We start from the raw sequence: 25,472 nt of genomic DNA, 5'->3' as shown, positions 1-25,472 counted from the left end.
AAACGGGCGACGGCGATAAATTTCATTTGCCCGACGTGCTGCTTAGGAAAAAGCTCGCTCTGTCTATTGGCGGCGTTGCAGCAGGAAAGCGACTGTGGCCAGCGCGACCGAAACGATCATGATCAGCGTCGAGATGGCGTTGAGCTGTGGCGAGACGCCCTGCTTGATCAGCGAGAAGATATAGACCGGCAAGGTGGTGGCGCCGCCGGAATTCAGAAGATTACTGGTGATGAAATCGTCCATCGAAATGACGAAGGCGAGCATGGCGCCGGCGAACACGCCGGGCAGGATCAGCGGCAACGTCACCCGGCGAAAAGCAACCCAGCCCGACGCGTAGAGGTCGCGCGCGGCTTCCTCCAGATCGGCATCCATGCCTTGCAATCTCGCCCTTATCGGCAGGAATGCGAAGGGGATGCAGAAGGTGGTGTGCGCGATGGTGAGCTTCAGCAGACCGTTGGTCAGGCCCAGTTCGGAAAACAGGATGAGCACGGCCACGGCAACGACGATCTCGGGTAGCAGCAGCGGCAGATTGACGATCGTTTCGGAGACGCGCCGGAAGCGCACATTCCTGCCGCGCACCAGCACCAGCGCCGCCATCAGCGCGACGATGGTGGACAGAACCGTGGCGATGCTGGCGACGAAAAGCGACGTCTTGACCGCGCCGACAAGTGCGGCGTTCGACAGGGCCGTTGTGTACCAGTGCAGCGAGAAGCCGCCCCAATTGGCCACGATGCGGTTGGCGTTGAACGAATAGAAGATCACCACCGCGATCGGCAGATAGAGGTAGACAAAGAAGATGATGCTGAACAGGCCGAAGCCCGGATAGCGCCGCACATTGCCGGTCATGCGTTGCTCTCCCGGCTTTCCTTGCGGGTAGCCTGAAGGCCGCGCCAGAGCAGGAAGATCATCACCGCGCACATCAGCACGATGGAGATGGCGGCGCCCAGCGGCCAGTTGCGGGCAGCACCGAACTGCAGCTGGATGAGATTGCCCATCATCATCGTCTTGCCACCGCCCAGCAGCGTCGGTTCCAGCACCGCGCCCAGGCAAGGCACGAAGACGAGGATCGCGCCGGCGATCATTCCAGGGGCACACAGCGGCAGGATCACGCGGCGCAATGTGGTGAAGCGGCTGCCATAGAGGTCGTGCGAAGCCTCCACCAGCGCCGGGTCGAGCTTTTCGATCGAGGCGAAGACCGGCAGGATCATCAGGGGAATGTAGCTGTAGACGAGCCCGATGAGCATCGCCGTGTCGGTGAAGAGCAGGCTGCCCATATTGTCGACCAGCCCAAGCGCTCGCAGCGCCTTGGCGATCACCCCGTCATTGCCGAGGATGATGATCCAGGAATAGACGCGCACGATCATCGAGACCCAGAACGGCAGCGTCACCAGATAGATCAGCATCATCTTGGCCGACGCCTTCTGCAGCGAAATGAAGTAGGCGACCGGAAAGCTGAGAAGCAGGCAGATGATTGTCGTCGCCGCGGCCAGGATCATCGTGCGAGCAACGACGATCAGATATTGCGGATTGAACTCCAGCTCGCCCGACCAGCCCTCGTTGAACAGGATCTGCTTGTAGGGCGCCGTGGTGAACACATAGTCGAAGCCGCCATAGGGGCCGCGGGTCGAGAACGAGACCAGGATGATGATGCCCACCGGCACGATCAGCGTCAGAAGCATGATGAGTTGTGCCGGCAAAAGGCCGAGCACGTTCCAGCCGGGTGTTTTCAGGCGCCCGATCATGCGCCCAGGATCCGCGCCGATTCCGCCGCGAAGCTGAGCTTTACCGACTGGCCGACTTCGAGCGTGCGGTCGCGGCTCTGGCTGTTGCGTTTGGAAACGCGCAGCAAGGTGCCGTTCGCGTCCACCACATAGTGTGTGTAGCCGCCGAGATAGTTGGCGCCGACAATGGTGCCCTCGGCCGCGATATGGCCATCCTGCGAGGGCAGGCTGATCTTTTCGGGGCGGATGGACATCACGGCCTTGCCGCCGGCCACGGCCTGCTTGTGCGGAGCACTCAGCGTCACGCCGAGCGGGATCGACACCGTGGCGCTGTCGCCATCGAGCGCGATGACGTCGGCCTCGAGGAAATTGGTCTCGCCGATGAAATCGGCGACGAAGCGGTTCGATGGTTCCTCGTAGATGTCGGCCGGCGTTCCCAATTGCTGGATTTCGCCATCGCCCAGCACGCAGATGCGGTCCGACATGTCGAGCGCCTCTTCCTGGTCGTGGGTGACGAACACGAAGGTGATGCCGGTCTGGCGCTGCAGTGTGCGCAGTTCATCGCGCATGGCCTGCCGGAGCTTGAGGTCGAGCGCCGAAAGCGGCTCATCGAGCAGCAGCACTTCCGGCTCGGGGGCCAGCGCCCGGGCAAGCGCGATGCGCTGGCGTTGACCGCCCGACAATTGCTGTGGCTTGCGGGCCGCGAATTTTTCCATGTGCACGAGGCGCAACATGTCGGCCACGCGCGCCGAGCGGCGATCCCTGGACCAGCCGAGGTTTTCCAGTCCGAAGGCGATGTTCTGCTCCAGCGTCATATGCGGAAACAGCGCATAGGACTGGAACACGGTGTTTACCCGGCGCTTGTGCGGGGGCAGGGCCTGGATGTTGGCGCCACGTAGCGATATCTCGCCGGTCGAAGGCTGTTCGAAGCCGGCGATCATCCGCAACAGCGTGGTCTTGCCGCAGCCAGACGGGCCAAGCAGCGTGAAGAACTCGTTTTCGTAGATGTCGAAGGTTACCGGCTTCAGCGCCTGGAAGTTGCCAAAGGCCTTGGAGACACCTTTGATCTCCACCGCCTTCTTGTGCTGCGGCGAGCGGCTCATATCCATGTAATCGATCTCGATGGGAAGGGCATGGCAAGCCGCCACGTGAATGGGCCGCCGGCATTGCGCGCGATGGCGCAATGCCGGCAGGTCGTCACATCTTGACCCACTTGCCGCTGTGCACGATGAACCGGTCGATCTCGACCGGCATCTGGGTCTGGCCTTCCTTGTCGAAGGACACGGTACCCAAAATGCCATCGTGCTTGATCGCGCGGACGGTCTCGCTCAGCGCCTGCTTGTCCTCGATACCCTTTTCCTTGATGGTTTCGAGCAGGATCTGCGTGGCTTCGTAGGCATATTTGGCGTAGGAGCCGGCCGGATCAGGATAACCCTTGGCTTCGTACGCCTTGTAGAAGGCCTCCAGCTTCGGGTTGGTCTGCACGGCGGGCGTGCCGACGATGGTGCCTTCGGCGGCCGGGCCGGCGATCTCGATGAACTTCGGATCGTAGATGCCGGAAATGCCGTACATCGGCAGCGAACCAAGTCCGAGATCGGCCATCTGGCTGCGCACGAGGGCAGCCTCGGTGACCACGCCGCCGAAATAGATCGCGTCCGGGCTGGCTGCCTTGGCCGTTGTCAGCATGGCACGGAAGTCGGTCGTTCCGACCGCGGCCGCATCTGAGAAGACGACCTCGCCGCCCGCCGCCTTGAAGAAGTCGCCGAACCATTTGGTGTTGGCCGCGCCATAATCGGTGGTGTCGGAGATGATGGCGATCTTCTTGACCTTGCCTTCCTTGGCGATTGCCTCGGCAAGCGGCTTGTTCTCATTGACCAGCGTAGGCGTCACGCGGGTGACGTTGGGAAGGTTCTGCTCGGTGATCTTCGGGCTGACCGCACCCCAGACGACGAACGGCATTTGCGCGCGATTGAAGACCGGGATGGTGGCGAGCGCGACGGAGCTGTTCCAATGGCCCGTCGCCGCGACGACGGCGGGGTCGTTGATCAGCTTCTGGGCCGCCGAAACGCCGACTGCGGGGTCCGACGCGTCATCCAGGACAACGCCTTCGACCTGATGCGGATAGCCGCTGGCATTGGCCTCGTCGATGGCGAGAAGGAAGCCGTTGCGGGCACCAAGGCCCTGCTGGGCGTTGCCGCCGGACAGCGGTCCGATGAAACCGAGCTTGATCTGGTCGGCGCTGGCCTCGGCCATCCCTAAGGAGAGCGCGAACACGGATCCGGCCAGCAGTGAAGATATGCGCGCAAGCGCGCGGCGTCTGTTCAGCATGGTTCCACCTCTTTTTTTGTTTTCTTCCGCGAAGGTCGCGTTCCGGCCGATCGGGAGACCGCCATCTAGCGCAACTATATTTCGCCGCTACCGCCTCGCGAAATTCGGAAATTGCTATCTGCTACATCGGAGATTCATTATGTGCTCATAGGGGCGGCGCTGGTAATCGTCCGGGCTCCAAGGGAGAGAGACGGGCGGCATGGCAGAGCTATTTGTCCAGCAAGCGGTGAACTGGATTACCCTCGGGTGCATCTATGCTTTGCTGGCCATCGGCTTCAGCCTGATCTTCGGCGTTCTCAACGTCATCCACTTCTCGCATGGCGATGTGGCGATGACGTCACCCTTCATCGCGCTGGCAATCGCCCAGGCACTGGCAATCGCCGTCGGGGTTGCGAGCCCCGCCTGGCTGATCGTTGCCGCATGCGCTGCCGTGTTTGTCGTCGGCCTCATCGGCGTGACCCTGGACAAGGTGGTGATCCGGCGCTTCCGGGACGCGCCGCCGATGATGGCGCTGGTGGCGACGGTCGCATTGGGCATCGTCATCCGCGAACTGATCCGCCATCTCTACCCGCAAGGCTCCAACCCGCACGCCTTTCCGCGGCTCGCCTCGGGCGTCGCCTTCGAAGTGGCGGGCGTGCAGGTCGGCTGGTTTTCCCTGCTGGTGGTGACGCTGACATTCGTGCTTGTCGCCCTGCTTTTCGCCTTCCTGCGCCTGACGCCTCTCGGTCTGCGCATCCGCGCGGCCTCCGAGGACCGTGTCGTGGCGCGCATGATGGGTATCCGCGACACGCGTGTCTTCCGCGCTACCTTCTTCGTCGCCTCGGCCATCGGCGCTATCGCCGGCCTGCTGTTTGCGAGCTATGCCGGGGTGACGCGGTTCGATTTCGGCGTCATGGCCGGCCTGCTCGGCTTCTCCGCGGCGGTCATTGGCGGGCTGGGCTCGATGCCCGGCGCCATCCTCGGCGGCCTGATCATCGCCGGCATAGAGGTGCTCGCCCAGACATTCGTGCCGGACGGTGCCTCATACCGGCTGGTTTTCGTTTTCCTGCTGGTTATCGGGGTGCTGCTCTTTCGCCCTGAAGGACTGCTCGGTCGCGCCGTCATGGTGAAGGTGTAACATGAGCGCAGGTTCTTCATCGCCGACAATTGGCCAGGGCAAGGCGGCGACAATTGCCGTCGCGGCACAGCTTTGCGGTGCCGGATTCCTCTATTTGATCCTCAAGGCGGAAGGCGGTTGGCAGGTCATCGGCCTGTTGGCCCTGCTGGCTGCGGGCTTCTATCTCCTGGAAAAGAGGCCGCAGATCGCCGACCTGGTGACGGCGAGTTTTTCCCAGGCTCCCGTGGTGGCGGTCGGGACGGCGGCGGTGGTCGTGCTGTTGTTTCCGTTCGTGGTCGGCTCGAACACCTATGTCCTGCATCTGCTCATCGTCGCCCAGCTCTACGCGGTGCTGGCGCTGGCGCTGAATTTCCAGCTCGGCAGCGCCAACATTCCCAATTTCGCGACCGGCGCCTCCTATGGCATCGGCGCTTATGTGTCGGCGCTTTTGGCCATCAATTTCGGCATGAGCTTCTGGCTGACCCTGCCTGTCGCCGCCGTGGCCGCGACGCTGTTCGGCTTCCTCATCGGCATCCCGTCGATGCGCACCCGCGACACCTATCTGGCGCTGGTCACCATTGCCTTCGGGGTGGTGGTGCAGCAGCTTTTGAACAATCTCAGCTGGACAGGCGGCCCCAACGGGCTGGTCGGTATTCCCGCGCCCTCGCTGTTTGGCCATTCTTTTGCCGATCCGCTGGTCGTGTTCGGCTGGAAACTGCCGAGCCAAGCCAATTTCTACTACCTCTCGGCCGCTTTGGTGGTGGTGGCGATCGTCACTGCCCGCCGCCTGCATTCCTCGCGCATCGGGCTGGCCTGGAACGCGCTGCGCGCCGACGAGATCGCGGCACGTGCGCAAGGCATCAATGTCGCCTGGTTCAAGGTGCTGGCCTTCGCGGTGGATGCTTTCCTCGCCGCCTTCGCCGGCACCATCTACGCTTTCTATGTTTCCTACATCTCGCCCGACAATTTCACTTTCCTGGTTTCCGTCACTATCATGACGATGGTGATCGTCGGCGGCATGGACAACATCTTCGGCGTTATCGTCGGCGCCTTCCTGCTGACCATTCTGCCCGAGAAGCTGCGCGCCTTTTCCGACTACCGGCTGCTGTTTTTCGGCATCGTTATCATCGGCTTCCTGATGATCCGTCCGCAGGGCCTGTTTCCGCAGCGCATGCGCAGCTACGGAGAAAGCAAGTGAACGCTCTCCTCGAGGTCGAGAACGCGACGATGCGCTTTGGCGGCCTCGTCGCGCTGAACGACATCAGCTTCTCGGTCGGCCGCGGCGAGGTGCTGGCCGTCATCGGACCCAACGGGGCCGGCAAGTCGACGCTGTTCAATGTCGTCACCGGTGTCTACCGACCGACGTCCGGTCGCGTGCGCTTCGACGGTTCCGACATCACCGGTCACCCGGCGCATGACGTGGTTGCGCGTGGCGTCGGCCGCACCTTCCAAACCTCGCGCCTGTTTTCCGACCTCAGCGTGCTGGACAACGTCATCATCGGCATGCACACGCGCACCGGGACCGGCGTGCTGGGCGCGCTGTTTCTTCCCGGCGCATCGCGGCGTGAAATGGCTGCCTGCGTGGAAAAAGCCGAGGCGCTGCTCAAGGCCGGGTCGGGCGATCTGTTCGAACAGCGCTACAGGCTGGCCGGGACACTGGCGCAGGCCGACCGGCGCCGGCTGGAAATTGCCCGTGCATTGGCCTCCGAGCCGAAGCTGTTGTTGCTCGACGAACCTTCCGTCGGCATGGACGAGATCGAGACCGATGCATTGATCGCCGATATCGCGCGCCTGAAGCGCGAACGAGCGGATCTTTCCGTGATCCTGATCGAGCACGACATGCGCGTGGTCGAGGCCTTCCCGCACCAAGTCATCTGCATCGACTATGGCAGCAAGATCGCCGAGGGCGATTTCGCGGCCGTGAAGGCCGATCCGCGCGTGCAGGAAGCCTATCTCGGAAAGGCGGCCGTCCATGCTTGAGTTGAAGGATGTCGACACGGCCTATGGTCCGGTGCCGATGCTGCGCGCTGTGACGATGAGCGTGCAGCCCGGCGAGCTCGTCTGCCTGCTCGGGCCCAACGGCGCCGGCAAGACCACGACCTTCATGACGGTTTGCGGCGTCGTGCGGGCGCAACGCGGCAGGGTCGAGGTGATGGGCCGCGACCTGGCCTCGCTCGGCACCGAGAATCTGGCGGCGCTCGGTGTCGGGCTAGTGCCTGAGGGGCGGCGGCTGTTCCCCAGTCTCACCGTGCAGGAGAATTTGCGGCTCGGTTATGATGCCGTTTCCGGCCGGGGACCGGATTTCGAGCCGCAACTGGACAAGATGTGTCACTTGTTCCCGCGCATTCGCGAGCGATTGCGTCAGGTGGCGGGAACGTTGTCGGGTGGCGAACAAGCCATGGTGGCGCTGGCGCGCGCGCTGATCGGCGAACCTAGGCTGGTCATCATGGACGAGCCGTCGCTTGGCCTGTCGCCCAAGCTGATCGACGAATATTTCGAGATCACCAAAGAAGTGCATCGGCGCGGCACGACGATCCTGTTGATCGAACAGAATGCCGAGATGGGTCTTGGGATCGCCGACCGCGGTTATGTGCTGGTCAAGGGCCGCGTCGCGCAGGAGGGACCGGCTCGCGAGCTGTTGTCGTCGAAGGCAGCCAGGAGCCTCTATCTCTGACTGTCCGGGGCGACGGACCGCAGCCTCCCGGTATTTAGGGACAAGCTAACCAGTGCCACGTGAAATCGTAATTTTCGCGACCCGACCCCTCCAGTAAACCAGCCGTGAGACCTCCGCTGCAACCGCAGAAACTTCCGGAGGCCAGAAAAGGGCGCAGAAATGTCGGTCGAAACAGTAGACACGCTTGTGGTTGGCGCGGGCCAGGCCGGGGTGGCCATGAGCGAGCATCTGAGCAAATGCGGCGTGCCTCATCTCGTTCTCGAACGGCATCGCATTGCCGAACGCTGGCGCTCCGAGAGATGGGATTCACTCGTTGCCAACGGTCCGGCCTGGCACGATCGTTTTCCCGGCATGGAGTTTGAGGAGACTGGCCCCGACGGTTTTCCTTCCAAGGAAACGGTTGCGGACTATTTCGTCGCCTACGCGAAAATGATCGGTGCGCCGATCCGCTGCGGCGTTGAGGTGAAGCAAGTGCAGCGGCTTGCGGGCCGCCCCGGCTTCCGGGTCGAAACGTCGGACGGCGTGATCGAGGCCAACAGCGTCGTTGCCGCCACCGGCGCTTTCCAGAACCCGATTGTCCCGAATATCGTCCCCGACAGCGCGGGTATCGTCCAGATCCACTCCAACACCTACCATAACCCTCAGCAATTGCCCGAGGGTGCGGTGCTGGTGATCGGTGCCGGATCGTCGGGGGTGCAGATCGCCGATGAACTCGTTCGCACGGGAAAGCGCGTCTATCTCGCGGTTGGACCGCACGACCGTCCGTTCCGCAGCTATCGCGGCCGCGATTTCTGCTGGTGGCTGGGGGTGCTGAACAAGTGGGACGCCGAAACGCCGGGCCCGGGCACCGAACACGTCACGATCGCCGTCAGCGGCGCCCGCGGCGGCGAGACGATCGATTTCCGGCGTCTTGCGGCGCGTGGGATGACGCTTGTCGGCCGCGCCGAGAGTTTTCGGGACGGAGTGATGCGTTTCGCGCCTGACCTGAACCAGAACGTTGCGCGCGGCGATGCCAACCATCTATCGCTGATGGACGAGGCCGACGCCTATGTCCTGGCCAACGGTCTCGACCTACCGGAAGAACCCGAAGCGCGCCGGCTCGATCCCGATCCGGAGTGCATGACCAATCCCATTCTGGAACTCGATCTGGCGAAGGCCGGTATCACCTCGATCATCTGGGCCACCGGCTATTCCGTCGACTACAGCTGGATGAAGGTCGATGCCTTCGACGAGAAGGGCCGACCGAAACACCAGCGCGGCGTGTCGAGCGTGCCCGGCATCTATTTCCTCGGTCTGCCCTGGCAGTCGCGCCGGGGCTCCTCCTTCATCTGGGGTGTCTGGCACGATGCAAAACATCTGGCAGACCGCATTTCCACGCAGCGCAAATATCTGGCCTACCACGCCGCCGCTATAAAGCAGACCGAAGACGCGTAGCCGACGGCGGTTGCGCTGCCCGCCGCCCTGACTTTCGCTGATTAGGCCCGGCCTTATCAGCGATGAGAAAGACTGTTCTTTCGGCGCTCATTCCGCCCGACGAATATCCGCACAGCAGATGCGGGCATGGGTCGAACGTCGCTCGACGAGGGACCGCTGGCCCGTTCCGATGGAGACCACGATGGCGCATACCCGCATTCGCAAGTTCAACACCAAGGATACCTATCCCGAGCAGAAGCTCGACAACGATCTCTGCCAGGCGGTGATCGCGCGCGGCACCACGGTCTTCCTGCGTGGCCAGTGCCCGCAGGATCTCGATACCGCCAAGAACATCGGCAGCCACGATCCGGTCGAGCAGACCCACAAGGTCATGCAGAACATCAAGCAGCTCATCGAGGAGTGCGGCGGCAAGATGGAGCATCTGGTGAAGGTGGTGGTCTACATCACCGACGTTCGCCATCGCGAGGCGGTCTACCGGACCATGGGCGAATACATCAAGGGCGTGCATCCGGTATCGACCGGGCTGGTGGTGTCGGCGCTCGCCCGGCCCGACTGGCTGGTCGAGATCGACGGCACAGCCGTTATCCCGGACTGAGGGCGCGGCATGACCTTCTCGATCGTTGCGCGCTGCAGCCGCACCGGCATGTTCGGTGTGGCGGTGTCCTCGTCATCGCCGGCTGTGGCCGCGCGCTGTGCCTATGCGCAGGCCAATGTGGGGGCGGTCGCCAGCCAGAACGTCACCGACCCGACGCTGGGCACCCGCGCGCTCGACCTGATGGCGCGCGGTGCATCCGCCACTGAGGCGGTGTCCATTCTGAAGCGCACCGGCGCGTATATGGAATTTCGGCAGCTGCTGGCCGTCGACGGCGCCGGCATCAGCGCGATCCATTCCGGCCCAAAGGCGCTTGGCATCTGGGCCGAGGCGCGGGCTGAGAACGTCGCCTGCGGCGGCAATCTGCTCGCCAATTCAGGCGTGCCGCAGGCGATGGTCGACGCGTTCCTCGCCTCGGAAGGTCATCTCGGCGACCGCATCATCGCGACGATGCGGGCAGCCCTGAAAGCCGGCGGCGAGGCTGGACCGGTCCGTTCGGCCGGCATGAAGCTGGTGCGCGAAGTGGCCTGGCCGGTGGCGGATTTGCGCTGCGACTGGACGGAAGACTGTCCGATCGAGGAGCTGGGAAAGCTCTGGGACATCTACAAGCCCCAGCTCGACGCCTATGTGACCCGCGCCATCAATCCCTCCGATGCGCCGAGCTACGGCGTGCCCGGCGACGAATAGTCCGGACGGACAACCCTAAGCAAAGTGTGAAGCAGGAGCCCGCATGAGCGAACTCAGCCACAAGGACTGGATCGGCAAGGCGGCAACGATCCGCTTCCGTGACAAGGCCTTCATCGACGGCAAGTTCGTCGCCGCGCGTTCCGGCCGCACCTTCGCGAGCATCAACCCGGCAACCGGCGAGACGCTGGCCGAAGTCGCCTCCTGCGGCGAGGAAGACATCGACCTCGCCGTTGCCTCGGCACGTCGCGCCTTCGCTTCCGGCGCCTGGTCGCGGGCGACGCCCGGTCATCGCAAGGACGTGCTTCTGCGCCTGGCACAGTTGTTGCGCGAGAACCTGCACGAACTGGCGCTGCTGGAATCGCTCGACATGGGCAAGCTGGTCACTGACGCGGCCACCGTCGACGTGCCGGGCTCGGCTGGCATCTTCCAGTGGTATGCCGAGGCGATCGACAAGATCTATGACGAGATCGCACCGAGCGGTGCGGGCGATCTGGTGTTGGTGCGGCGCGAGCCGCTTGGCGTGGTCGGCGCGGTGGTGCCGTGGAATTTCCCGCTCGACATGGCGACCTGGAAATGCGCGCCGGCACTGGCAGCCGGCAATTCGGTCGTACTGAAGCCCGCCGAACAGTCGCCTTTCTCGGCACTGCGGCTGGCGGAGCTCGCCATGGAGGCCGGCTTGCCGGCCGGCGTGCTCAACGTCGTTCCTGGCCTCGGCGAGACCGCCGGGCAGGCGCTCGGCCGCCACATGGACGTCGATTGCCTCGCCTTCACCGGTTCCACCGCTGTCGGCAAGATGTTCCTGCAGTATTCCGGCCAGTCCAACATGAAGCAGGTGTGGCTGGAAACCGGCGGCAAGAGCCCGAACCTGGTGTTCGCCGATTGCGGCAATCTCGATGCGGCGGCCGACATGGCTGCCTTCGGCATCTTCTTCAACCAGGGCGAGGTCTGCTCGGCCAATTCGCGCTTGCTGGTCCAGCGCAGCGTCAAGGATCAGATGGTGGAGAAGCTTGTCGCGCGAGCCGCCGCGACGCAGCCGGGCGATCCGCTCGACCCGGCCTCGAAGATGGGCGCGATGGTCGATGCCCGTCACACCGCCAACGTCATGCGGTTTGTCGAGACCGGCAAGAAGACCGCGCGGCTTGTCGCCGGCGGCGAGCAGGTCACCGTCAATGGCCGCGGCAGCTTCGTGCAGCCCACCATCTTCGACAATGTCTCGCCGAACGACAGCATAGCCCGTGACGAGATTTTTGGACCGGTGCTGTCGGTCATCGCTTTCGACGACGAAGACGAGGCCGTCCGTATCGCCAATGACAGCGTCTATGGCCTGGCCGCCTCGCTGTGGACGGACAGTCTTTCGCGCGCGCACCGCATCGCCGGGCGCCTGCATGCCGGCACCGTTTCGGTCAACACCGTCGACGCGCTGAGCCCGATGACGCCCTTCGGCGGCTTCAAACAGTCCGGCTTCGGCCGCGACCTGTCGTTGCATGCTCTGGACAAATACACCGCGCTCAAGACCACGTGGATCAAATATTGAGGAACACCAACGCCTTGATCCGCGCGCCGAAACTGGCAACATAACCAGCCATGCCACTTCGCTTTACCCTCAGACAGCTGGAATATTTCGTTGCCGTCGGCGAAGCGGGATCGATCGCCAAGGCTGCCGAGCAGGTGAATGTCTCGCCGCCGTCCATTTCGGCTTCCATCGCTCAGCTCGAGACGGAGTTCGGCGTCCAGCTTTTCGTGCGCAAGCATTCGCACGGCCTGTCGCTGACGGCCGGCGGTCGCGTGTTCCTGAAAGAGGCGGCGCGGCTGCTTGCTGACGCGGATGCCTTGCACGACGTCGCCGGCGATATCGCCGAAAAGGTGAGGGGTCCGCTGGCGATCGGCTGCCTGCTGACCTTTGCCCAGATCATCTTCCCGACGCTGCGCCGCCGGTTCGAGGACAGCTATCCCGATGTCCGCGTCCGCCAGTTCGAGCGCAACCAGGGCCAGTTGCTGGAATTGCTGCAGCGTGGCGACATCGATGTGGCGCTGACCTACGATCTCGACCTTTCACAGGACATGGCCTTCGAGCCGCTGATGCAACTGCCGGCCTATGTGATGTTGCCGGCGGGACATGCGTTGGCCACCAGAACCTCGATAGCGCCGGAAGAACTGGTCGATCAGCCGATGGTTCTGCTCGATCTGCCGTTCAGCCGCGAATACTTCCTGTCCGCCTTCCAGCAGAAAGGGCTTCGACCCTATATCGCCGAGCGCACCGGCGACATCGCGGTGATGCGTTCGATGGTGGCCAATGGTTTTGGCTATGGCATTGCCAATATGCGACCGCTCAACACGCTTTCGCCCGACGGCAAGCCGCTGGTGTTCGTGCCCCTGGCTGGAGACCTGCGCCCGCTCACCATGGGCATAGCCATGCCCAATGCGGAGCACCGCACACAAACGGTGCAGGCTTTTATCCAGCATTGCCGCCGCTTCGTGGTCGAGCAGGGCGTGTTCGGCACCGAGCGTGTCGTCGGGTAGATCGGCTATCGAGTTACTGGCGACGCCTCGTCGGCGAGCCGCTCCAGCAATTTTTCCAACATCTCGTCGCAACGGCGCATCTGTTCGACCGTGACGAATTCGTCGGGCTTGTGGCCCTGCGCCATCGAGCCCGGTCCGCACACCACCGTCGGCGTGCCGACATCGCGGCTGAACAGGCCGCCTTCGGTGCCGAATGCCACCTTGATCGTGCCATTGGCGCCGGTCAGCGATTTCACGAAAGCCACCGCTTGCGAATTCACCGGCGTGTCGAGGCCGGGATAAGTGTTGGTGATTTCGATATCGATGGCGGCTTCAGGTGCAATTTCTGCGGCGGTGGAAACGATGCGTGCGGCCTCGCCGCGCAGGCGTTCCAGTATGGTGTCGGGATCGTCTGCCGCAATGTTGCGGATCTCGAAATCGACCTGGCAAAGGTTCGGCACGATGTTCAGGGCCACCCCGCCATTGATCCTGCCGGCGTGGATGGTGGTGTAGGGAATGTCGTAGTCGCCATCGCGCGCACCGTCGCGGGCCAGCCGCTCCTGTTCGCTGCGCAGCACATTGACGAAATCGCAGGCGAGGTGGATGGCGTTGAGCGCGAGCGGCGCGAGTGCGGAATGGCCTTCGCGGCCCTTGCAGATGGCGCGCGCGGCGACCTTGCCCTTATGGCCGGTGGCGACCTGCATGGAGGTCGGCTCACCGACGATGCATAGAAGCGGTTTCTGCGGCGCGGCGGCGAGCATTTCCACCAGGCTGCGAACGCCGAGGCAGCCGATTTCCTCGTCATAGGACAAGGCCAGATGCAGCGGCGTGCGCAGCGGGCGTTCGGCCGCCTTCAGCGCCGCTGCGACGGCGCAGGCGACAAAACCCTTCATGTCGGCCGCGCCGCGCCCCAGCAGCTTGCCGTCCCGGCTCGTCATCGCGAAGGGCGGCACGGTCCAGTCCTGGCCGTCGACCGGCACCACATCGGTATGGCCGGACAGCATGATGCCGGGCCGGTCGGCCGGGCCGATCGTGGCGAAAAGATTGACCTTGTGGCCGTCGTGGCTGGGAATGAGGTGGCACTGGATGCCCTTTGCTTCCAGCAGCTCAGCCACGTAGTTGATCAGAGCCAAATTGGAATCGCGGCTCACTGTTGGGAAAGCGATCAGTCTTTCGAGGATATGGATGCTGTCCATACTGCAGCTTGCCTGGTGATTTGAGCCGGTTCTAGGGCAATTCCGCTTTTCTCTGAATCGCGGAATTGCTCCATCTCTTTGTTTTTACGAAATTCCGGACGCAAAACCGCTGCGCAGCTTTGCTAGAATTGCCTAGCCTGCGATCTGATAGCGCGATGGCTCTGAAGGCTGAGCAGCAACGGTTACGAACCGATCGACCGTCACCACGAAGAAGGTCTTACGGAGGTGGTCCTTGACGTCCCAGGTCACGACCTCGCCTTGATGGCAAAACCAGCTATCTCCGGGACCGTATGTCACGCTGTTCCCGGCTTCATCGCTGATTGTCACCTCGCCATCGAGCACAGTGGCATGCTCATGAAAAGGATAGATTACTTTGAAACGGCCTTTCGTAACTTCATAGATGCCACTGAGGACCTGTCCGCCGTTCGACGAATACAGATTCTTGCCGTGCATGACCGGTTTGCCTTCTAAAGTAACAGCCGAAAGATTTTCGGGAGGTCCCCATACATCAAGGCCGATAGCTTCTGCACCAAGCTTAAACGCAATCATATTGATCCCCCCTCAGTCGACGTTGATTGTTCAGAGCATCCTATGATCTGGGCTTCCTGCGCATGAAGTCATATTTGGTTTCGTCCTGCATCGGTTGATCCTAACCGGCGACGACACGGCGATTAGGCCACTCCTAAGCGGTGCAGAAGAAAACTATAGTTTTCCGGTGCTTGGCGACCCTTATGACTAGGGCCGTGCTGCCTGGGTTGCGTGACGATCCGATTGGCAGTCGCGTCGGCGGCAGGGCCGGCGAGGAGAGGAAGTTTCATGCGCGATCCCCGCTACGACATTCTGTTCGAGCCGATGAAGATCGGGCCGGTGACGGCGAAGAACCGGTTCTATCAGGTGCCGCATTGCAACGGCGGCGGCTATCGCGACCCTTCTGCAGCGGCCGAGATGCGGCGCACCAAGTCGGAAGGCGGCTGGGGTGTCATCTTCACCGAGCAGACCGAGATGCACCACACCTCGGAAATCACGCCGTTCATCGAACTGCGGCTGTGGGAAGACCAGGATATTCCGGCACTCGCCAAGATGGCGGCGGCGATGCGCTCGCATGGCGCGCTGGCTGGCATCCAGCTCGCTTACTCCGGCATCAACGGACCGAACCTCTATACCCGTGAAGTGCCGCGCGGGCCGACGGCCTTGCCGATCCGCACCTTCACCAACGACCCGGTGCAGGCGCGCGCCATGGACAAGCAGGATATCAGAGACCTGCGCCGCTGGCACCGCAACGCCTTCAAGCGCGCCAAGCAGGCCGGCTTCGACCTGGTTTGCCTTTATGGCGCGCATGGCTTCGGCATCATCCAGCACTTTTTGTCCACTGCTACCAACCAGCGCACCGACGAATATGGCGGCTCGCTGGAGAACCGTTCACGCCTGATGCGTGAACTGATCGAGGAGGGTCGCGACGCCATCGGCGACACCTGCGGGCTGACGCTGCGCATCTCGCTGGACGAGATGATCGGCGAACTGGGCTTCGCCAATTCCGAAGTGCGCGACATGATCGAGATGCACGCCGATCTGCCGGACCTGTGGGATCTCGCCCATGGTGCCTGGGAGGATTGTTCCGGCCCGTCGCGCTTCAAGGAAGAGGCAGCACAGGAAAGCCTTGTCGCCGGCATCAGGAAGCTGACGTCGAAACCGGTCGTGGGCGTCGGGCGCTTCACCTCTCCGGACGTGATGGTGAAGATGATCAAGTCGGGCACGCTCGACTTCATCGGCTGCGCGCGGCCGTCGATTGCCGATCCCTACCTGCCGAAGAAGGTGGAGGAAGGCCGCATCGAGGACATTCGCGAATGCATCGGCTGCAACATCTGCATCACCGGCGACATGACCATGTCGATCTCGCGCTGCACGCAGAACCCGACCTTCATGGAGGAATGGCGCAAGGGCTGGCATCCGGAACGCATGCAGGCCAAGGGGGCGAGCGAAAGCGTGCTCATCGTCGGTGCCGGCCCCGCCGGCCTGGAAGCGGCGCGTGCGCTTGGTATGCGCGGCTATCAGGTGGCGCTGGCCGAAGCCGGAACCGAACTCGGCGGGCGTGTCGCACGCGAATGCCGCCTGCCGGGTCTTTCGGCATGGGGACGGGTGCGCGATTATCGCCAGTATCAGATCGGACAGATGCAGAATGTCGAGGTCTATTTCGACAGCCGGCTCTCCGCCGACGACATCCTTGGCTTTGGCTTCCAGAACATCGCCATCGCCACCGGTTCGACATGGCGGCGCGACGGCGTCGCCCGCGCCCATGTCGTGCCGATGCCGATGGACCCGGCCATGCCCGTCTACACGCCGGATGATCTGATGGATGGTAAGGTGCCCACCGGCAATGTCGTGCTGTTCGATGACGACCATTATTACATGGGCGGCGTGCTGGCCGAACTCATGGCACGGCAAGGCGCGAAGGTCACGCTGGTGACTGCTTCAGCCTATGTGTCGGACTGGACCCGCAACACGCTGGAGCAGGGCGCCATCCATCGCCGGCTGGCCGAACTCGGCGTTGAGATCGTGCTGAACCGCGCCGTCACGCGCATCAAGGCCGGCGGTGTCGCCACGGCCTGCGCCTATACCGGCGCGGAGCGCGACATCGCGGCCGACGCGGTGGTGCTGGTAACCTCGCGGCTGCAAAACGACGGGCTCTGGAGCGAGCTCAAGGACCGTCGGGCGGAGTGGGCCGACAACGGCATTCGCTCGATCAAGGTGATCGGCGATGCCGAAGCGCCCGGACCGATTGCCTGGGCGACCTATGCCGGCCACCGTTTCGCCCGCGAACTGGACGAGCCGGATATCGGCGACGCCTTGCCGTTCCGCCGCGAAGTGACGGCGCTTGCCGCAGAATAGTCGCCAGGCCGATAGCCGTTGTGTTCGACGGGCTAGCGTCCCGTCGAACGGCACGGCCTGGTGCTCGCCGGGGTCGATCGCCTCGGGTTCCTTCGGCTAGGATGCGGCGTTGTCCGCCTCGAAATAGGAGGAAAACCGCTGCGCGAGCTCGCCGAGGTCGAGCATGACGCGCCGCAGGTGGATCTGCATGATCTCCTGGGCGGCGGTCGGGTCGCCTGCCGTCACGGCCTCCAGGACTTTTTGGTGATCGTCCACCAACTGGTCGAGCTGCCCCGCCTGGAGCGACAGGCGGCGAACGCGGTCCATGTGCTTCTTCGCGTCGGAAATGAACCCCCAGACGCCGTCGCGGCCGGCCAGGTTGCAATAAAGCGCGTGCATGCGCTCGTCGCATTCGAAGAACAGGTCGGGATTGTCTTCCGCGACAGCCAATTCCTGTTCCTCGATGGTCTGGCGGATGCCAAGCAGGATGCGGCGGTTCGACTGCCTGGCTGCTTCGGCGACGATCGCCAGCTCCAGATGTTCGCGAACGAACTGCGCCGTCCGGACCGCATCCATGCGGATCGGTGCGACCACGACGCCCGCGCGGGATCGCAGATCGACCAGACCTTCCGCGCTCAGCCGCGACAGGGCCTCGCGCACCGGTGTGCGGCTGACGCCGAGCAGATCGGCCAGCGCATGCTCGCCCACCGGCTCGTTCGGCTTCAGTTCGAGCCTGATGATCTTCTGCGAAAGGCTGCGATAACAATGCTCCGCCGCCGAGATTTTCGTGTCACGCGCCATGAAGCATAAGCTCTTTGTTTTCTTGCATGCAATCCTTCAATCGGCACACGATAGCCTGAAAAATATACATTTTCCATACGCTCATGGAGCGATGCTTGACCGCTCGTTATATCTTGCATACAAGAATGCAAATGGTCTGGGAGGACACAATGGCGCATCGCGACGGCCCACATCCCGTCACGGTTTTCGTTTCGGGTGCGACCGGCATCGATGATCTGCCGGTCGGCTTCCTGGCGGGCCAGGAGAAGGCATCCGGCAAGGCCGACGAAAGCATGTTCTCGATCGAAGCTTCGGTATCTCCATGAGCGTGGCGGTTTCCTTACTGTTCGATGCCAAGGATGTCGTCGGCGAGAGCATCATCTGGTCTGGTGAGGAAAAGGCGCTCTACTGGGTCGACATTGTCGGCCGGCGCATCCACCGGCTCGAACCGGCGAACGGCCGCCATGATGTCTGGCCAACGCCCGATTTCGTGACTTCCATCGGCATGCGGGCGAATGGCGGTTTCATCGTCGGCCTGCGCCGCAGCGTCTGCCTGTGGCGGCCGGGCGGCGCCTTCGAGGAATTCGCGGTGCCGGAACCTGACTTGCCCGACAACCGGCTCAATGAGGGGCGTGTCGCGCCGGACGGCACCTTCTGGGTGTCGACCATGCAGAGCAATCTCCATCCGGACGGTTCGCCCAAGGAGATGGACCGCAATGCCGGCGCCATCTACCGCATCGACCCGAACAGCGGCGTCTCGCAACTGACGCCGAACGAATACGGCATCACCAACACGATGGGGTGGACGCGGGACGGCCGCTTCTTCTTCGCCGACACGCTGGCGAACGAGATTTATCTCTTCGATTGTGCTGTCGCCACGGGAACGCTGGCCAACCGGCGCACCATCGTCGCCGGTTTCGCGCGCGGTTTTCCGGACGGTTCCTGCCTCGACGCCGAGGACCGGCTGTGGAACTGCCGCGTCGCCGGCGGGGCCGCTGTAGCGGGCTTCGATGTTGAAGGCGATCTTGTCGGTCTCGTCGAATTGCCGGCGAGCTGGCCGACGAGTTGCACCTTTGGCGGGCCCGATCTTTCGACGCTTTATGTCACTTCGGCGCGTTTCACCATGTCGGCCGCCCATCTCGACGCGCATCCATTGGAGGGCGGGCTCTTCGCCGTCGAGGGCGTCGGCCGCGGCGTCGCCGAGTCGAAGTTCGGGGCGCCTGATTGGAAAAAAACACAATGAACGAATTTGCCGGCAAGAGCATCGTCGTGACCGGCGGCAGCCTCGGCATGGGCCTTGCCTGTGCTCGTCGCTTCGCGGCTGGCGGCGGCAAGGTGCTGGTCGTCGCGAACGACAAGGCGTCGGTCGATGATGCGGTCAAGTCGATTGGCGATCATGCGGCGGGCTTCGTCGGCGACGTGCGCTCGAAGGACGACATGGCGGCGGCGGTGGCAATGGCGGTTTCGCACCATGGCGGCGTCGATGTGCTGGCCTGCTGCGCTGGCATCCAGCGCTATGGCACGGTGGTCGATACGCCGGAAGAGGTCTGGGACGACGTGCTCGACATCAACCTCAAGGGCATCTTTCTCGCCGCGAAATTCGCCATTCCAGAAATGAAGAAGCGTGGCGGCGGCGCGATTGTCGCCATCTCCTCCGTGCAGGCCTATGCCTCGCAGGCGGGCGTGGCCGCCTATACGGCGAGCAAGGGCGCCATCAACGCGCTGGTGCGCGCCATGGCGCTCGACCATGCGCCGGACAACATTACCGTGAATTCCGTCTGCCCGGCCTCGATCGACACGCCCATGCTGCACTGGGCGGCGGATATCTGGAAAGGCGACAACACCGCCGAGGCAACGCTGGATGCCTGGGGCAGGGGCCATCCGCTGGGTCGCGTCGGCAAGCCGGCCGAGGTCGCCGATCTGGTCGCCTTCCTTGCCAGCGACAAGGCCCGCTTCATCACCGGCGCCGACATCAAGATCGACGGCGGCGTGCTCGCCAAGCTCGGTATCGTGATTCCCGAGTGATTGGTCCGAGTGATCGGAAAATCCGCTATGAAACCGTTTCTCGATGTCTTCCCGATGATAGCCTTGCCTTGGAGCCTTCCATGAAGCGACCGAAAATCACCGATATCCGCGCGACCACCGTCACCGTTCCGCTGGAGGCGCCGCTGCGCCATTCCAACGGGGCGCATTGGGGGCGTTTCGTGCGCACCATCGTCGAGGTTGAGACCGATGTGGGCATTGTCGGCCTCGGCGAGATGGGCGGCGGTGGGGAGAGCGCGGAGGCAGCTTTCCGGGCGCTGAAACCCTATCTCGTCGGGCACGATCCGTTCGAGCTGGAAAATCTGCGCTTCATGATCTGCAACCCGACCGCCAGCCTCTACAACAACCGCACCCAGATGCATGCGGCGATCGAATTCGCCTGCCTCGACATCATGGGCAAGTTCCTCGGCGTGCCGGTCTACGACCTGCTCGGCGGCAAGATGCGGGAGATGGTGCCCTTCGCCAGCTACATGTTCTTCCGCCTGCCCAACAAGGATACCGGCGAGGGCGAGACGCGCACCGCCGACCAGCTCATCGAGCAGACGCTGGCGCTGAAGAAGAAGTGCGGCTTCACTTCGCATAAGCTGAAGAGTGGCGTCTTCCCGCCGGACTACGAGCTCGAGGTTTACCGCGCCTGGGCGAAGGCGCTTGGCTCCGACAGCGTGCGCTATGATCCCAACGCCGCCTTCACCGTGGAGGAGGCGATCCGCTTCGCCAAGGGCATCGAGGATCTCAACAACGACTATTACGAGGACCCGACCTGGGGCCTGAACGGCATGCGCAGGGTGCGCGAAAACACGACGATGCCACTGGCCACCAACACGGTCGTCATCAATTTCGAGCAGCTTGCCGCCAATGTGCTCAACCCCGCGGTCGACGTCATCCTGCTCGACACGACCTTCTGGGGCGGCATCAGGCCTTGCGTGAAAGCGGCGGGCGTCTGCGAGACCTTCCAGCTCGGCATCGCCGTGCATTCGTCCGGCGAACTCGGCATCCAGCTTGCCACCATGCTGCATCTCGGCGCGGTCGTGCCGAACCTCGTCTTCCATGCGGACGCGCACTACCACCAGCTCGTGGACGACATTATCGTCGGCGGGCCGATGCGCTACGAGAACGGTGCCATCAAGGTGCCGTCGGCACCTGGCCTCGGCGTCGAGATCGATCGCGACAAGCTCGGAAAATACGCGGACCTGTACAAGAGCCTCGGCGGCTATCCCTATGACCGCGACCCGGCGCGTCCCGGCTGGTTCGCCACGGTGCCGAACACCCGATGGGCTGATCCAAACGATAATCGTGTTGTCGACTACTAGACTCATCCCCGCGCGTATACGCATTTGCACATACGCGGAAATTCGACCGCAAATGCAAAACCGGAGTGCCGGACGTGACAGCTGGACATGACACATTCAAGACCGGCATCTTTCTGGGACGCGTCTGGGACCCCGCCAAGGCCGGTCCATGCCTTGTCGTGGTGCGTGACGGCAAGCTGATCGACATCACTTCGAAAACCACGCCGACGATGCGCGATCTGCTCGAACGCGAGGATGCGGCCGACTATGCGGTACGCGCCGACGGCCCGGTGCTGGCAACGCTGGAGGCGCTGCTTTCGCAGACCGCCGAGGGTCAGGATCCGCAGGCCATGCACCTGTTGGCCCCCAACGATCTTCAGGCGGTCAAGGCGTGCGGTGTGACCTTTGCGCGATCGATGATCGAACGCGTCATCGAGGAGCGCGCCGCCGGTAACCCGGACCTTGCCGTCAAGATGAGAGAAAAAGTCGTCGCCATCGTCGGCGACAGCCTGCGCAACCTGAAGGCGGGCTCGCCGCAAGCTGCCAAGGTCAAGGAAGCGCTGATCGAAGTGGGCGTGTGGTCGCAATATCTTGAAGTCGGCATCGGCCCGGACGCCGAGGTGTTCTCGAAGGCGCAGGTGCTGTCCTCGGTTGGCCATGGGGCGGATGTCGGCCTGCATCCGATATCGAAGTGGAACAACCCAGAGCCGGAAATCGTGCTGGTCGTGAGTTCCGCCGGCAAGGTGGTGGGCGCGACGCTCGGCAACGATGTCAATCTGCGCGACGTCGAGGGGCGGTCCGCCCTGCTGCTCGGCAAGGCCAAGGACAACAACGCGTCCTGCTCGATCGGGCCGTTTATCCGCCTGTTCGATGCGACCTATTCCATTGACGATGTGCGCAACGCCGAGCTCCGGCTAAAAGTCGTCGGCGACGACGGTTTCGTGCTCGATGGTCGAAGCTCGATGAAGGAAATCAGCCGCGATCCGCTCGACCTCGTCTCGCAGACGATCGGCCGCCACCATCAATATCCCGACGGGTTGGTGTTGTTCATGGGCACGCTGTTCGCGCCGACCGAGGATCGCGACACGCCGGGACAAGGGTTCACGCACAAGATCGGCGACAGGGTCACCATTTCGAACGACGAGCTTGGCTCGCTGACCAACCGCGTGAAATTGTCGACGGATTGCCCACCCTGGGTGTTCGGCACTTCGCATCTGATGCGGAACCTGGCGGCACGGAAATTACTCTGACGCCTGGTTCCGGTACGCGTGCCATCAACCGGCCGCAGTCGATGCTGCGACCGGATCTGTCTTGTTTCGGCAACGCAGGGAACTGAGCAGATTTCGTTCGCCTGACATAGCGTATGCCGGCTGATGCTAGAAGCCCAGCGTCGTTGCGCCGGTGTGCCTGCCGATTGCCAAGCCGCGGAAGCGGTTGGCGCTGATATCTGCCCCTCCAAAAGAATAGCGGCCGCGTTCGCTCTGCGATGCCCTCGATAGGCGTTGACAAGAGGAAAATGCATATCTATCGATAGGTATAACAAGACCTGTATGATAGGTATGTCATGGAGACGGTTTCAACGATGCAGGCTCCGGCGGATCAAGTTCCGGAAGGCGAGGGGCTGCTCGATCGCGTGATGACGGCCGTGCAGACCCATATTCGCGAGAACGGCCTTCAGGTGGGCGATGAACTGCCAAGCGAAGGCGCCTTTTCCGAGCTGACCGGCACCTCGCGCACCATCGTTCGCGAGGCCTATCGTTCGCTTGCAGCACTGACCCTGATCGACATTGGCAACGGCCGCCGTGCCCGCGTCGCGGCGCCAAGGGCAGACGTGCTGGCGATCATCACCGACCACGCCGTCCATACCAATCAGGCGACCATCCAGCAGATCTTCGATGTCCGGCGCACGGTCGAGCGGCGCACGGTGGCGCTTGCCGCCTTGCGGCGCACGGACAGGGAGGCGGCCGAGATATTGAACCTCGCCGAGGCCATGCAGCGCGATTTTCATGAGCCCGTGAAGGTGATGGAGCACGACATCGCCTTCCACGAGGCCATCGGCCTGGCGTCGAAAAATCCCATGTTCGCGATGATCGTCGGTTCCTTCCATGTCGTGACGCGCCATACCTGGCCGATCGGCTGGGCAAGCCGCGCCAGCAACGAGACGCGGCAGGAAAGCGTCGACACGCATCTGGCGATCGCCCAGGCCATCGCCAATGGCGACCCCGCCAAGGGGGAGGCCGCCATGGTCGAGCATTTCGACCTGACCGTTAAAGCGCTGCTGGCCGCTGGAGTGTACTGATCGATGAAGATCACCGCGTTCGAAACAATCCGGGTCACCGAATTCCCGAACATCCTGTGGGTACGTGTTCATACCGATGAAGGCATCGCAGGCCTGGGCGAGACCTTCTTCATGGCCGAGACGGTCGAGGCCTATATCCACGAAGTTGCGGCACCCAAGCTGCTCGGGCGCGACCCGTTGGAAATCGACAAGATTTCCAAGGACCTCAACGGTTATCTCGGCTTCCGTTCGACGGGCGCGGAAATGCGCGGCAATTCCGCCATCGACATCGCGCTCTGGGATCTTTTCGGCAAGGTGACCAATCTGCCGATTGCTCAACTGCTCGGCGGTTTCTCGCGCCGAGAGATCCGCACCTACAACACCTGCGCCGGCAACACCTACATGCGCCAGGCCAAGGGCCAGCAGACGGCCAATTATGGCCTCGGCGAACGGGGCAGGGACTATGACGACCTGAACGGGTTCCTCGAGCGAGCCGACGAACTGGCCGAAGACCTGTTGGCCAGCGGCATCACGGCGATGAAGATCTGGCCGTTCGACATCGCGGCCGAAAAGAGCGGCGGCCAGTACATTTCCGGGCGGGACCTGCGCAAGGCGCTCGAGCCTTTCGAGAAGATCCGCAAGCGGGTCGGCGACAAGATCGACATCATGGTCGAGTTCCACTCGATGTGGCAGCTGACGCCGGCTATCCAGATCGCGCGGGCGCTCGAGCCATACGCCACCTTCTGGCACGAAGACCCGATCAAGATGGACTCGCTGTCGAGCCTGAAACGCTATGCGGCCGCCAGCCGCGCGCCGCTCTGCGCCTCCGAGACGCTGGCGACACGCTGGGCTTTTCGCGACCTGATGGAAACGGATGCGGCCGGCGTGGTGATGCTCGACCTTTCGTGGTGCGGCGGCATATCGGAGGCCAAGAAGATCGCCACGATGGCGGAGACCTGGCACCTGCCGGTCGCGCCGCATGACTGCACCGGCCCGGTCGTGCTTTCAGCGTCGACGCACCTGTCCCTGAATGCGCCGAATGCGCTCGTTCAGGAAAGCGTGCGTGCCTATTACAAGACCTGGTACGCCGACCTCACCACGCAATTGCCGACCGTCACGGACGGCATGATCACCGTTCCGCCAGGCCCGGGCCACGGCGTCGAGCTTGCCGAGGATCTGGATCGGAAATTCACCGTCTGCCGCCGTTCGTCCAAGGCCAATTGATGGTGAAACGAAGAAACAATTTGACTTGTATGGTAGTATGCTAGATTAATTTCTGACCCTGGGAGGAGGGCAGTATGCAGATCACCAACGTACCCGCCGGCATTTCCCCGGCGGAAACGGTCGGCCCGCAGATCTATCGTCTGCTGCGCCGGCAGATCATCCAGGCGGAGCTTCTTCCGGGCGAACGCCTTTCCGAATCCGAAGTCGCCAAAACCCTCTCCGTCAGCCGTCAGCCGGTGCGCGAGGCGTTCATCAAGCTTTCCGAGGAAGGCCTCGTGCAGGTTCTGCCTCAACGCGGCACCTTCGTGACCAAGATTTCAGTGGCCGCCGTGATGGACGCCCGCTTCGTGCGCGAGGCGATAGAGGCTGACATCGTGCGTCTGGTCGCCGAAAACAACGCCGCCAGCGCGATCGAGGAGTTGCGCGAGCAGATCGCTCTGCAGAAGCAGGTTCCGCACAATGACCGGGCTGCCTTCCTGCGCCTCGACGAGCGCTTCCATCGCACGCTCGCGGCATCGGCCGGCAAGAGCTACGCCTGGAATGTCATCGAAAGCGTCAAGGCGCAGATGGACCGCGTGCGGTTCCTGTCCGTCGACGACATGCATGTCAGCCGGCTGATCGACCAGCATGAACGCATCGTCGAGGCGATCGCGACCGGCGACCAGGCGGACGCCGAGAAGGCCATGCGCCTGCATCTGCGTGAAATTCTGAACTCGCTGCCGGAAATCGCCAGCAGCAGAGCCGGACTGTTCGACCGAAGCTAAAC

Annotated in this window: 25 protein-coding genes; 18 read left to right on the top strand and 7 right to left on the bottom strand. The window is 63.0% G+C overall.

Annotated features, from left to right (window positions below; genetic code table 11):
* Positions 1 to 63: 63 nt before the first annotated feature.
* The 4 genes from FZF13_RS23935 to FZF13_RS23920 form a co-directional block, all read right to left on the bottom strand.
* Positions 64 to 846 (bottom strand): ABC transporter permease, encoded by a 783-nt coding sequence (locus FZF13_RS23935; RefSeq protein ID WP_024922111.1) that lies wholly within the window; start codon positions 844 to 846, stop codon positions 64 to 66.
* Complete coding sequence (locus tag FZF13_RS23930; protein ID WP_051504921.1) at positions 843 to 1,742, bottom strand: ABC transporter permease; 900 nt, start codon at positions 1,740 to 1,742, stop codon at positions 843 to 845. Before FZF13_RS23930 ends, FZF13_RS23935 begins: the two co-directional genes overlap by 4 nt.
* Entirely contained in the window at positions 1,739 to 2,830 is a 1,092-nt protein-coding gene (locus FZF13_RS23925) for an ABC transporter ATP-binding protein (protein ID WP_024922113.1), read from the bottom strand. Before FZF13_RS23925 ends, FZF13_RS23930 begins: the two co-directional genes overlap by 4 nt.
* 88 nt (positions 2,831 to 2,918) lie before the next feature.
* On the bottom strand, positions 2,919 to 4,049 hold the full coding sequence (locus FZF13_RS23920) for a branched-chain amino acid ABC transporter substrate-binding protein (protein WP_024922114.1): 1,131 nt from the start codon (positions 4,047 to 4,049) through the stop codon (positions 2,919 to 2,921).
* A 199-nt stretch (positions 4,050 to 4,248) separates the two neighbouring features.
* Between FZF13_RS23920 and FZF13_RS23915 the strand changes: the two genes are divergently transcribed.
* From FZF13_RS23915 to FZF13_RS23875, 9 genes are all read left to right on the top strand, one after another.
* Positions 4,249 to 5,166 (top strand): branched-chain amino acid ABC transporter permease, encoded by a 918-nt coding sequence (locus FZF13_RS23915; RefSeq protein WP_024922115.1) that lies wholly within the window; start codon positions 4,249 to 4,251, stop codon positions 5,164 to 5,166.
* Between the two features lies 1 nt (position 5,167).
* Complete coding sequence (locus FZF13_RS23910) at positions 5,168 to 6,343, top strand: branched-chain amino acid ABC transporter permease (RefSeq protein WP_024922116.1); 1,176 nt, start codon at positions 5,168 to 5,170, stop codon at positions 6,341 to 6,343.
* Positions 6,340 to 7,125 (top strand): ABC transporter ATP-binding protein, encoded by a 786-nt coding sequence (locus FZF13_RS23905; protein ID WP_024922117.1) that lies wholly within the window; start codon positions 6,340 to 6,342, stop codon positions 7,123 to 7,125. Before FZF13_RS23910 ends, FZF13_RS23905 begins: the two co-directional genes overlap by 4 nt.
* A complete protein-coding gene (locus FZF13_RS23900; RefSeq protein WP_024922118.1) occupies positions 7,118 to 7,819 on the top strand; it encodes an ABC transporter ATP-binding protein in 702 nt (233 codons plus the stop codon). Before FZF13_RS23905 ends, FZF13_RS23900 begins: the two co-directional genes overlap by 8 nt.
* A gap of 159 nt (positions 7,820 to 7,978) precedes the next feature.
* The gene (locus tag FZF13_RS23895; protein ID WP_024922119.1) at positions 7,979 to 9,253 is read left to right on the top strand and encodes a flavin-containing monooxygenase; all 1,275 of its coding nucleotides are present in this window, start codon (positions 7,979 to 7,981) and stop codon (positions 9,251 to 9,253) included.
* A 181-nt stretch (positions 9,254 to 9,434) separates the two neighbouring features.
* Positions 9,435 to 9,848, top strand: coding sequence for a RidA family protein (locus tag FZF13_RS23890; RefSeq protein ID WP_024922120.1), 414 nt, complete (start codon positions 9,435 to 9,437; stop codon positions 9,846 to 9,848).
* 9 nt (positions 9,849 to 9,857) lie between these two features.
* The gene (locus FZF13_RS23885; RefSeq protein ID WP_024922121.1) at positions 9,858 to 10,532 is read left to right on the top strand and encodes a DUF1028 domain-containing protein; all 675 of its coding nucleotides are present in this window, start codon (positions 9,858 to 9,860) and stop codon (positions 10,530 to 10,532) included.
* A 43-nt stretch (positions 10,533 to 10,575) separates the two neighbouring features.
* On the top strand, positions 10,576 to 12,066 hold the full coding sequence (locus tag FZF13_RS23880; protein WP_024922122.1) for an aldehyde dehydrogenase: 1,491 nt from the start codon (positions 10,576 to 10,578) through the stop codon (positions 12,064 to 12,066).
* 50 nt (positions 12,067 to 12,116) lie between these two features.
* Positions 12,117 to 13,052, top strand: coding sequence for a LysR family transcriptional regulator (locus FZF13_RS23875; protein ID WP_024922123.1), 936 nt, complete (start codon positions 12,117 to 12,119; stop codon positions 13,050 to 13,052).
* A gap of 5 nt (positions 13,053 to 13,057) precedes the next feature.
* Here FZF13_RS23875 and argE read toward each other — a convergent pair whose 3' ends face one another.
* Positions 13,058 to 14,227 (bottom strand): acetylornithine deacetylase, encoded by a 1,170-nt coding sequence (gene argE, locus FZF13_RS23870; protein ID WP_024922124.1) that lies wholly within the window; start codon positions 14,225 to 14,227, stop codon positions 13,058 to 13,060.
* A gap of 132 nt (positions 14,228 to 14,359) precedes the next feature.
* A complete protein-coding gene (locus FZF13_RS23865; RefSeq protein WP_081766797.1) occupies positions 14,360 to 14,776 on the bottom strand; it encodes a cupin domain-containing protein in 417 nt (138 codons plus the stop codon).
* A gap of 267 nt (positions 14,777 to 15,043) precedes the next feature.
* Between FZF13_RS23865 and FZF13_RS23860 the strand changes: the two genes are divergently transcribed.
* The gene (locus tag FZF13_RS23860; RefSeq protein ID WP_024922126.1) at positions 15,044 to 17,113 is read left to right on the top strand and encodes an oxidoreductase; all 2,070 of its coding nucleotides are present in this window, start codon (positions 15,044 to 15,046) and stop codon (positions 17,111 to 17,113) included.
* Positions 17,114 to 17,209: 96 nt separating this feature from the next.
* On the opposite strand, the gene FZF13_RS23855 is transcribed toward FZF13_RS23860, so the two are convergent.
* Positions 17,210 to 17,893, bottom strand: a complete 684-nt coding sequence (locus tag FZF13_RS23855; RefSeq protein ID WP_024922127.1) for a GntR family transcriptional regulator — start codon at positions 17,891 to 17,893, stop codon at positions 17,210 to 17,212.
* A 149-nt stretch (positions 17,894 to 18,042) separates the two neighbouring features.
* Here FZF13_RS23855 and FZF13_RS29065 point away from each other — a divergent pair, with 149 nt between their 5' ends.
* From FZF13_RS29065 to FZF13_RS23820, 8 genes are all read left to right on the top strand, one after another.
* Entirely contained in the window at positions 18,043 to 18,198 is a 156-nt protein-coding gene (locus FZF13_RS29065) for a hypothetical protein (protein ID WP_161773102.1), read from the top strand.
* Positions 18,195 to 19,115, top strand: a complete 921-nt coding sequence (locus FZF13_RS23850; RefSeq protein WP_024922128.1) for an SMP-30/gluconolactonase/LRE family protein — start codon at positions 18,195 to 18,197, stop codon at positions 19,113 to 19,115. The genes FZF13_RS29065 and FZF13_RS23850 overlap by 4 nt, the downstream gene beginning before the upstream one ends.
* Positions 19,112 to 19,897 (top strand): SDR family NAD(P)-dependent oxidoreductase, encoded by a 786-nt coding sequence (locus FZF13_RS23845; RefSeq protein ID WP_024922129.1) that lies wholly within the window; start codon positions 19,112 to 19,114, stop codon positions 19,895 to 19,897. Before FZF13_RS23850 ends, FZF13_RS23845 begins: the two co-directional genes overlap by 4 nt.
* 80 nt (positions 19,898 to 19,977) lie before the next feature.
* On the top strand, positions 19,978 to 21,225 hold the full coding sequence (locus FZF13_RS23840; protein WP_024922130.1) for an enolase C-terminal domain-like protein: 1,248 nt from the start codon (positions 19,978 to 19,980) through the stop codon (positions 21,223 to 21,225).
* A gap of 74 nt (positions 21,226 to 21,299) precedes the next feature.
* Positions 21,300 to 22,454, top strand: coding sequence for a fumarylacetoacetate hydrolase family protein (locus FZF13_RS23835; RefSeq protein WP_024922131.1), 1,155 nt, complete (start codon positions 21,300 to 21,302; stop codon positions 22,452 to 22,454).
* Positions 22,455 to 22,768: 314 nt separating this feature from the next.
* On the top strand, positions 22,769 to 23,503 hold the full coding sequence (locus FZF13_RS23830; RefSeq protein ID WP_373426362.1) for a FadR/GntR family transcriptional regulator: 735 nt from the start codon (positions 22,769 to 22,771) through the stop codon (positions 23,501 to 23,503).
* 3 nt (positions 23,504 to 23,506) lie between these two features.
* Positions 23,507 to 24,706, top strand: coding sequence for a mandelate racemase/muconate lactonizing enzyme family protein (locus FZF13_RS23825; protein WP_036255042.1), 1,200 nt, complete (start codon positions 23,507 to 23,509; stop codon positions 24,704 to 24,706).
* Positions 24,707 to 24,780: 74 nt separating this feature from the next.
* Positions 24,781 to 25,470: a GntR family transcriptional regulator gene (locus FZF13_RS23820; RefSeq protein WP_024922133.1), complete on the top strand. Its 690-nt coding sequence runs from the start codon at positions 24,781 to 24,783 to the stop codon at positions 25,468 to 25,470.
* Positions 25,471 to 25,472: the final 2 nt, after the last annotated feature.

The sequence above is a fragment of the Mesorhizobium terrae genome (assembly GCF_008727715.1).
Lineage (GTDB): Bacteria > Pseudomonadota > Alphaproteobacteria > Rhizobiales > Rhizobiaceae > Mesorhizobium > Mesorhizobium terrae.
This window is presented reverse-complemented; position numbering and strand designations above follow the sequence as displayed.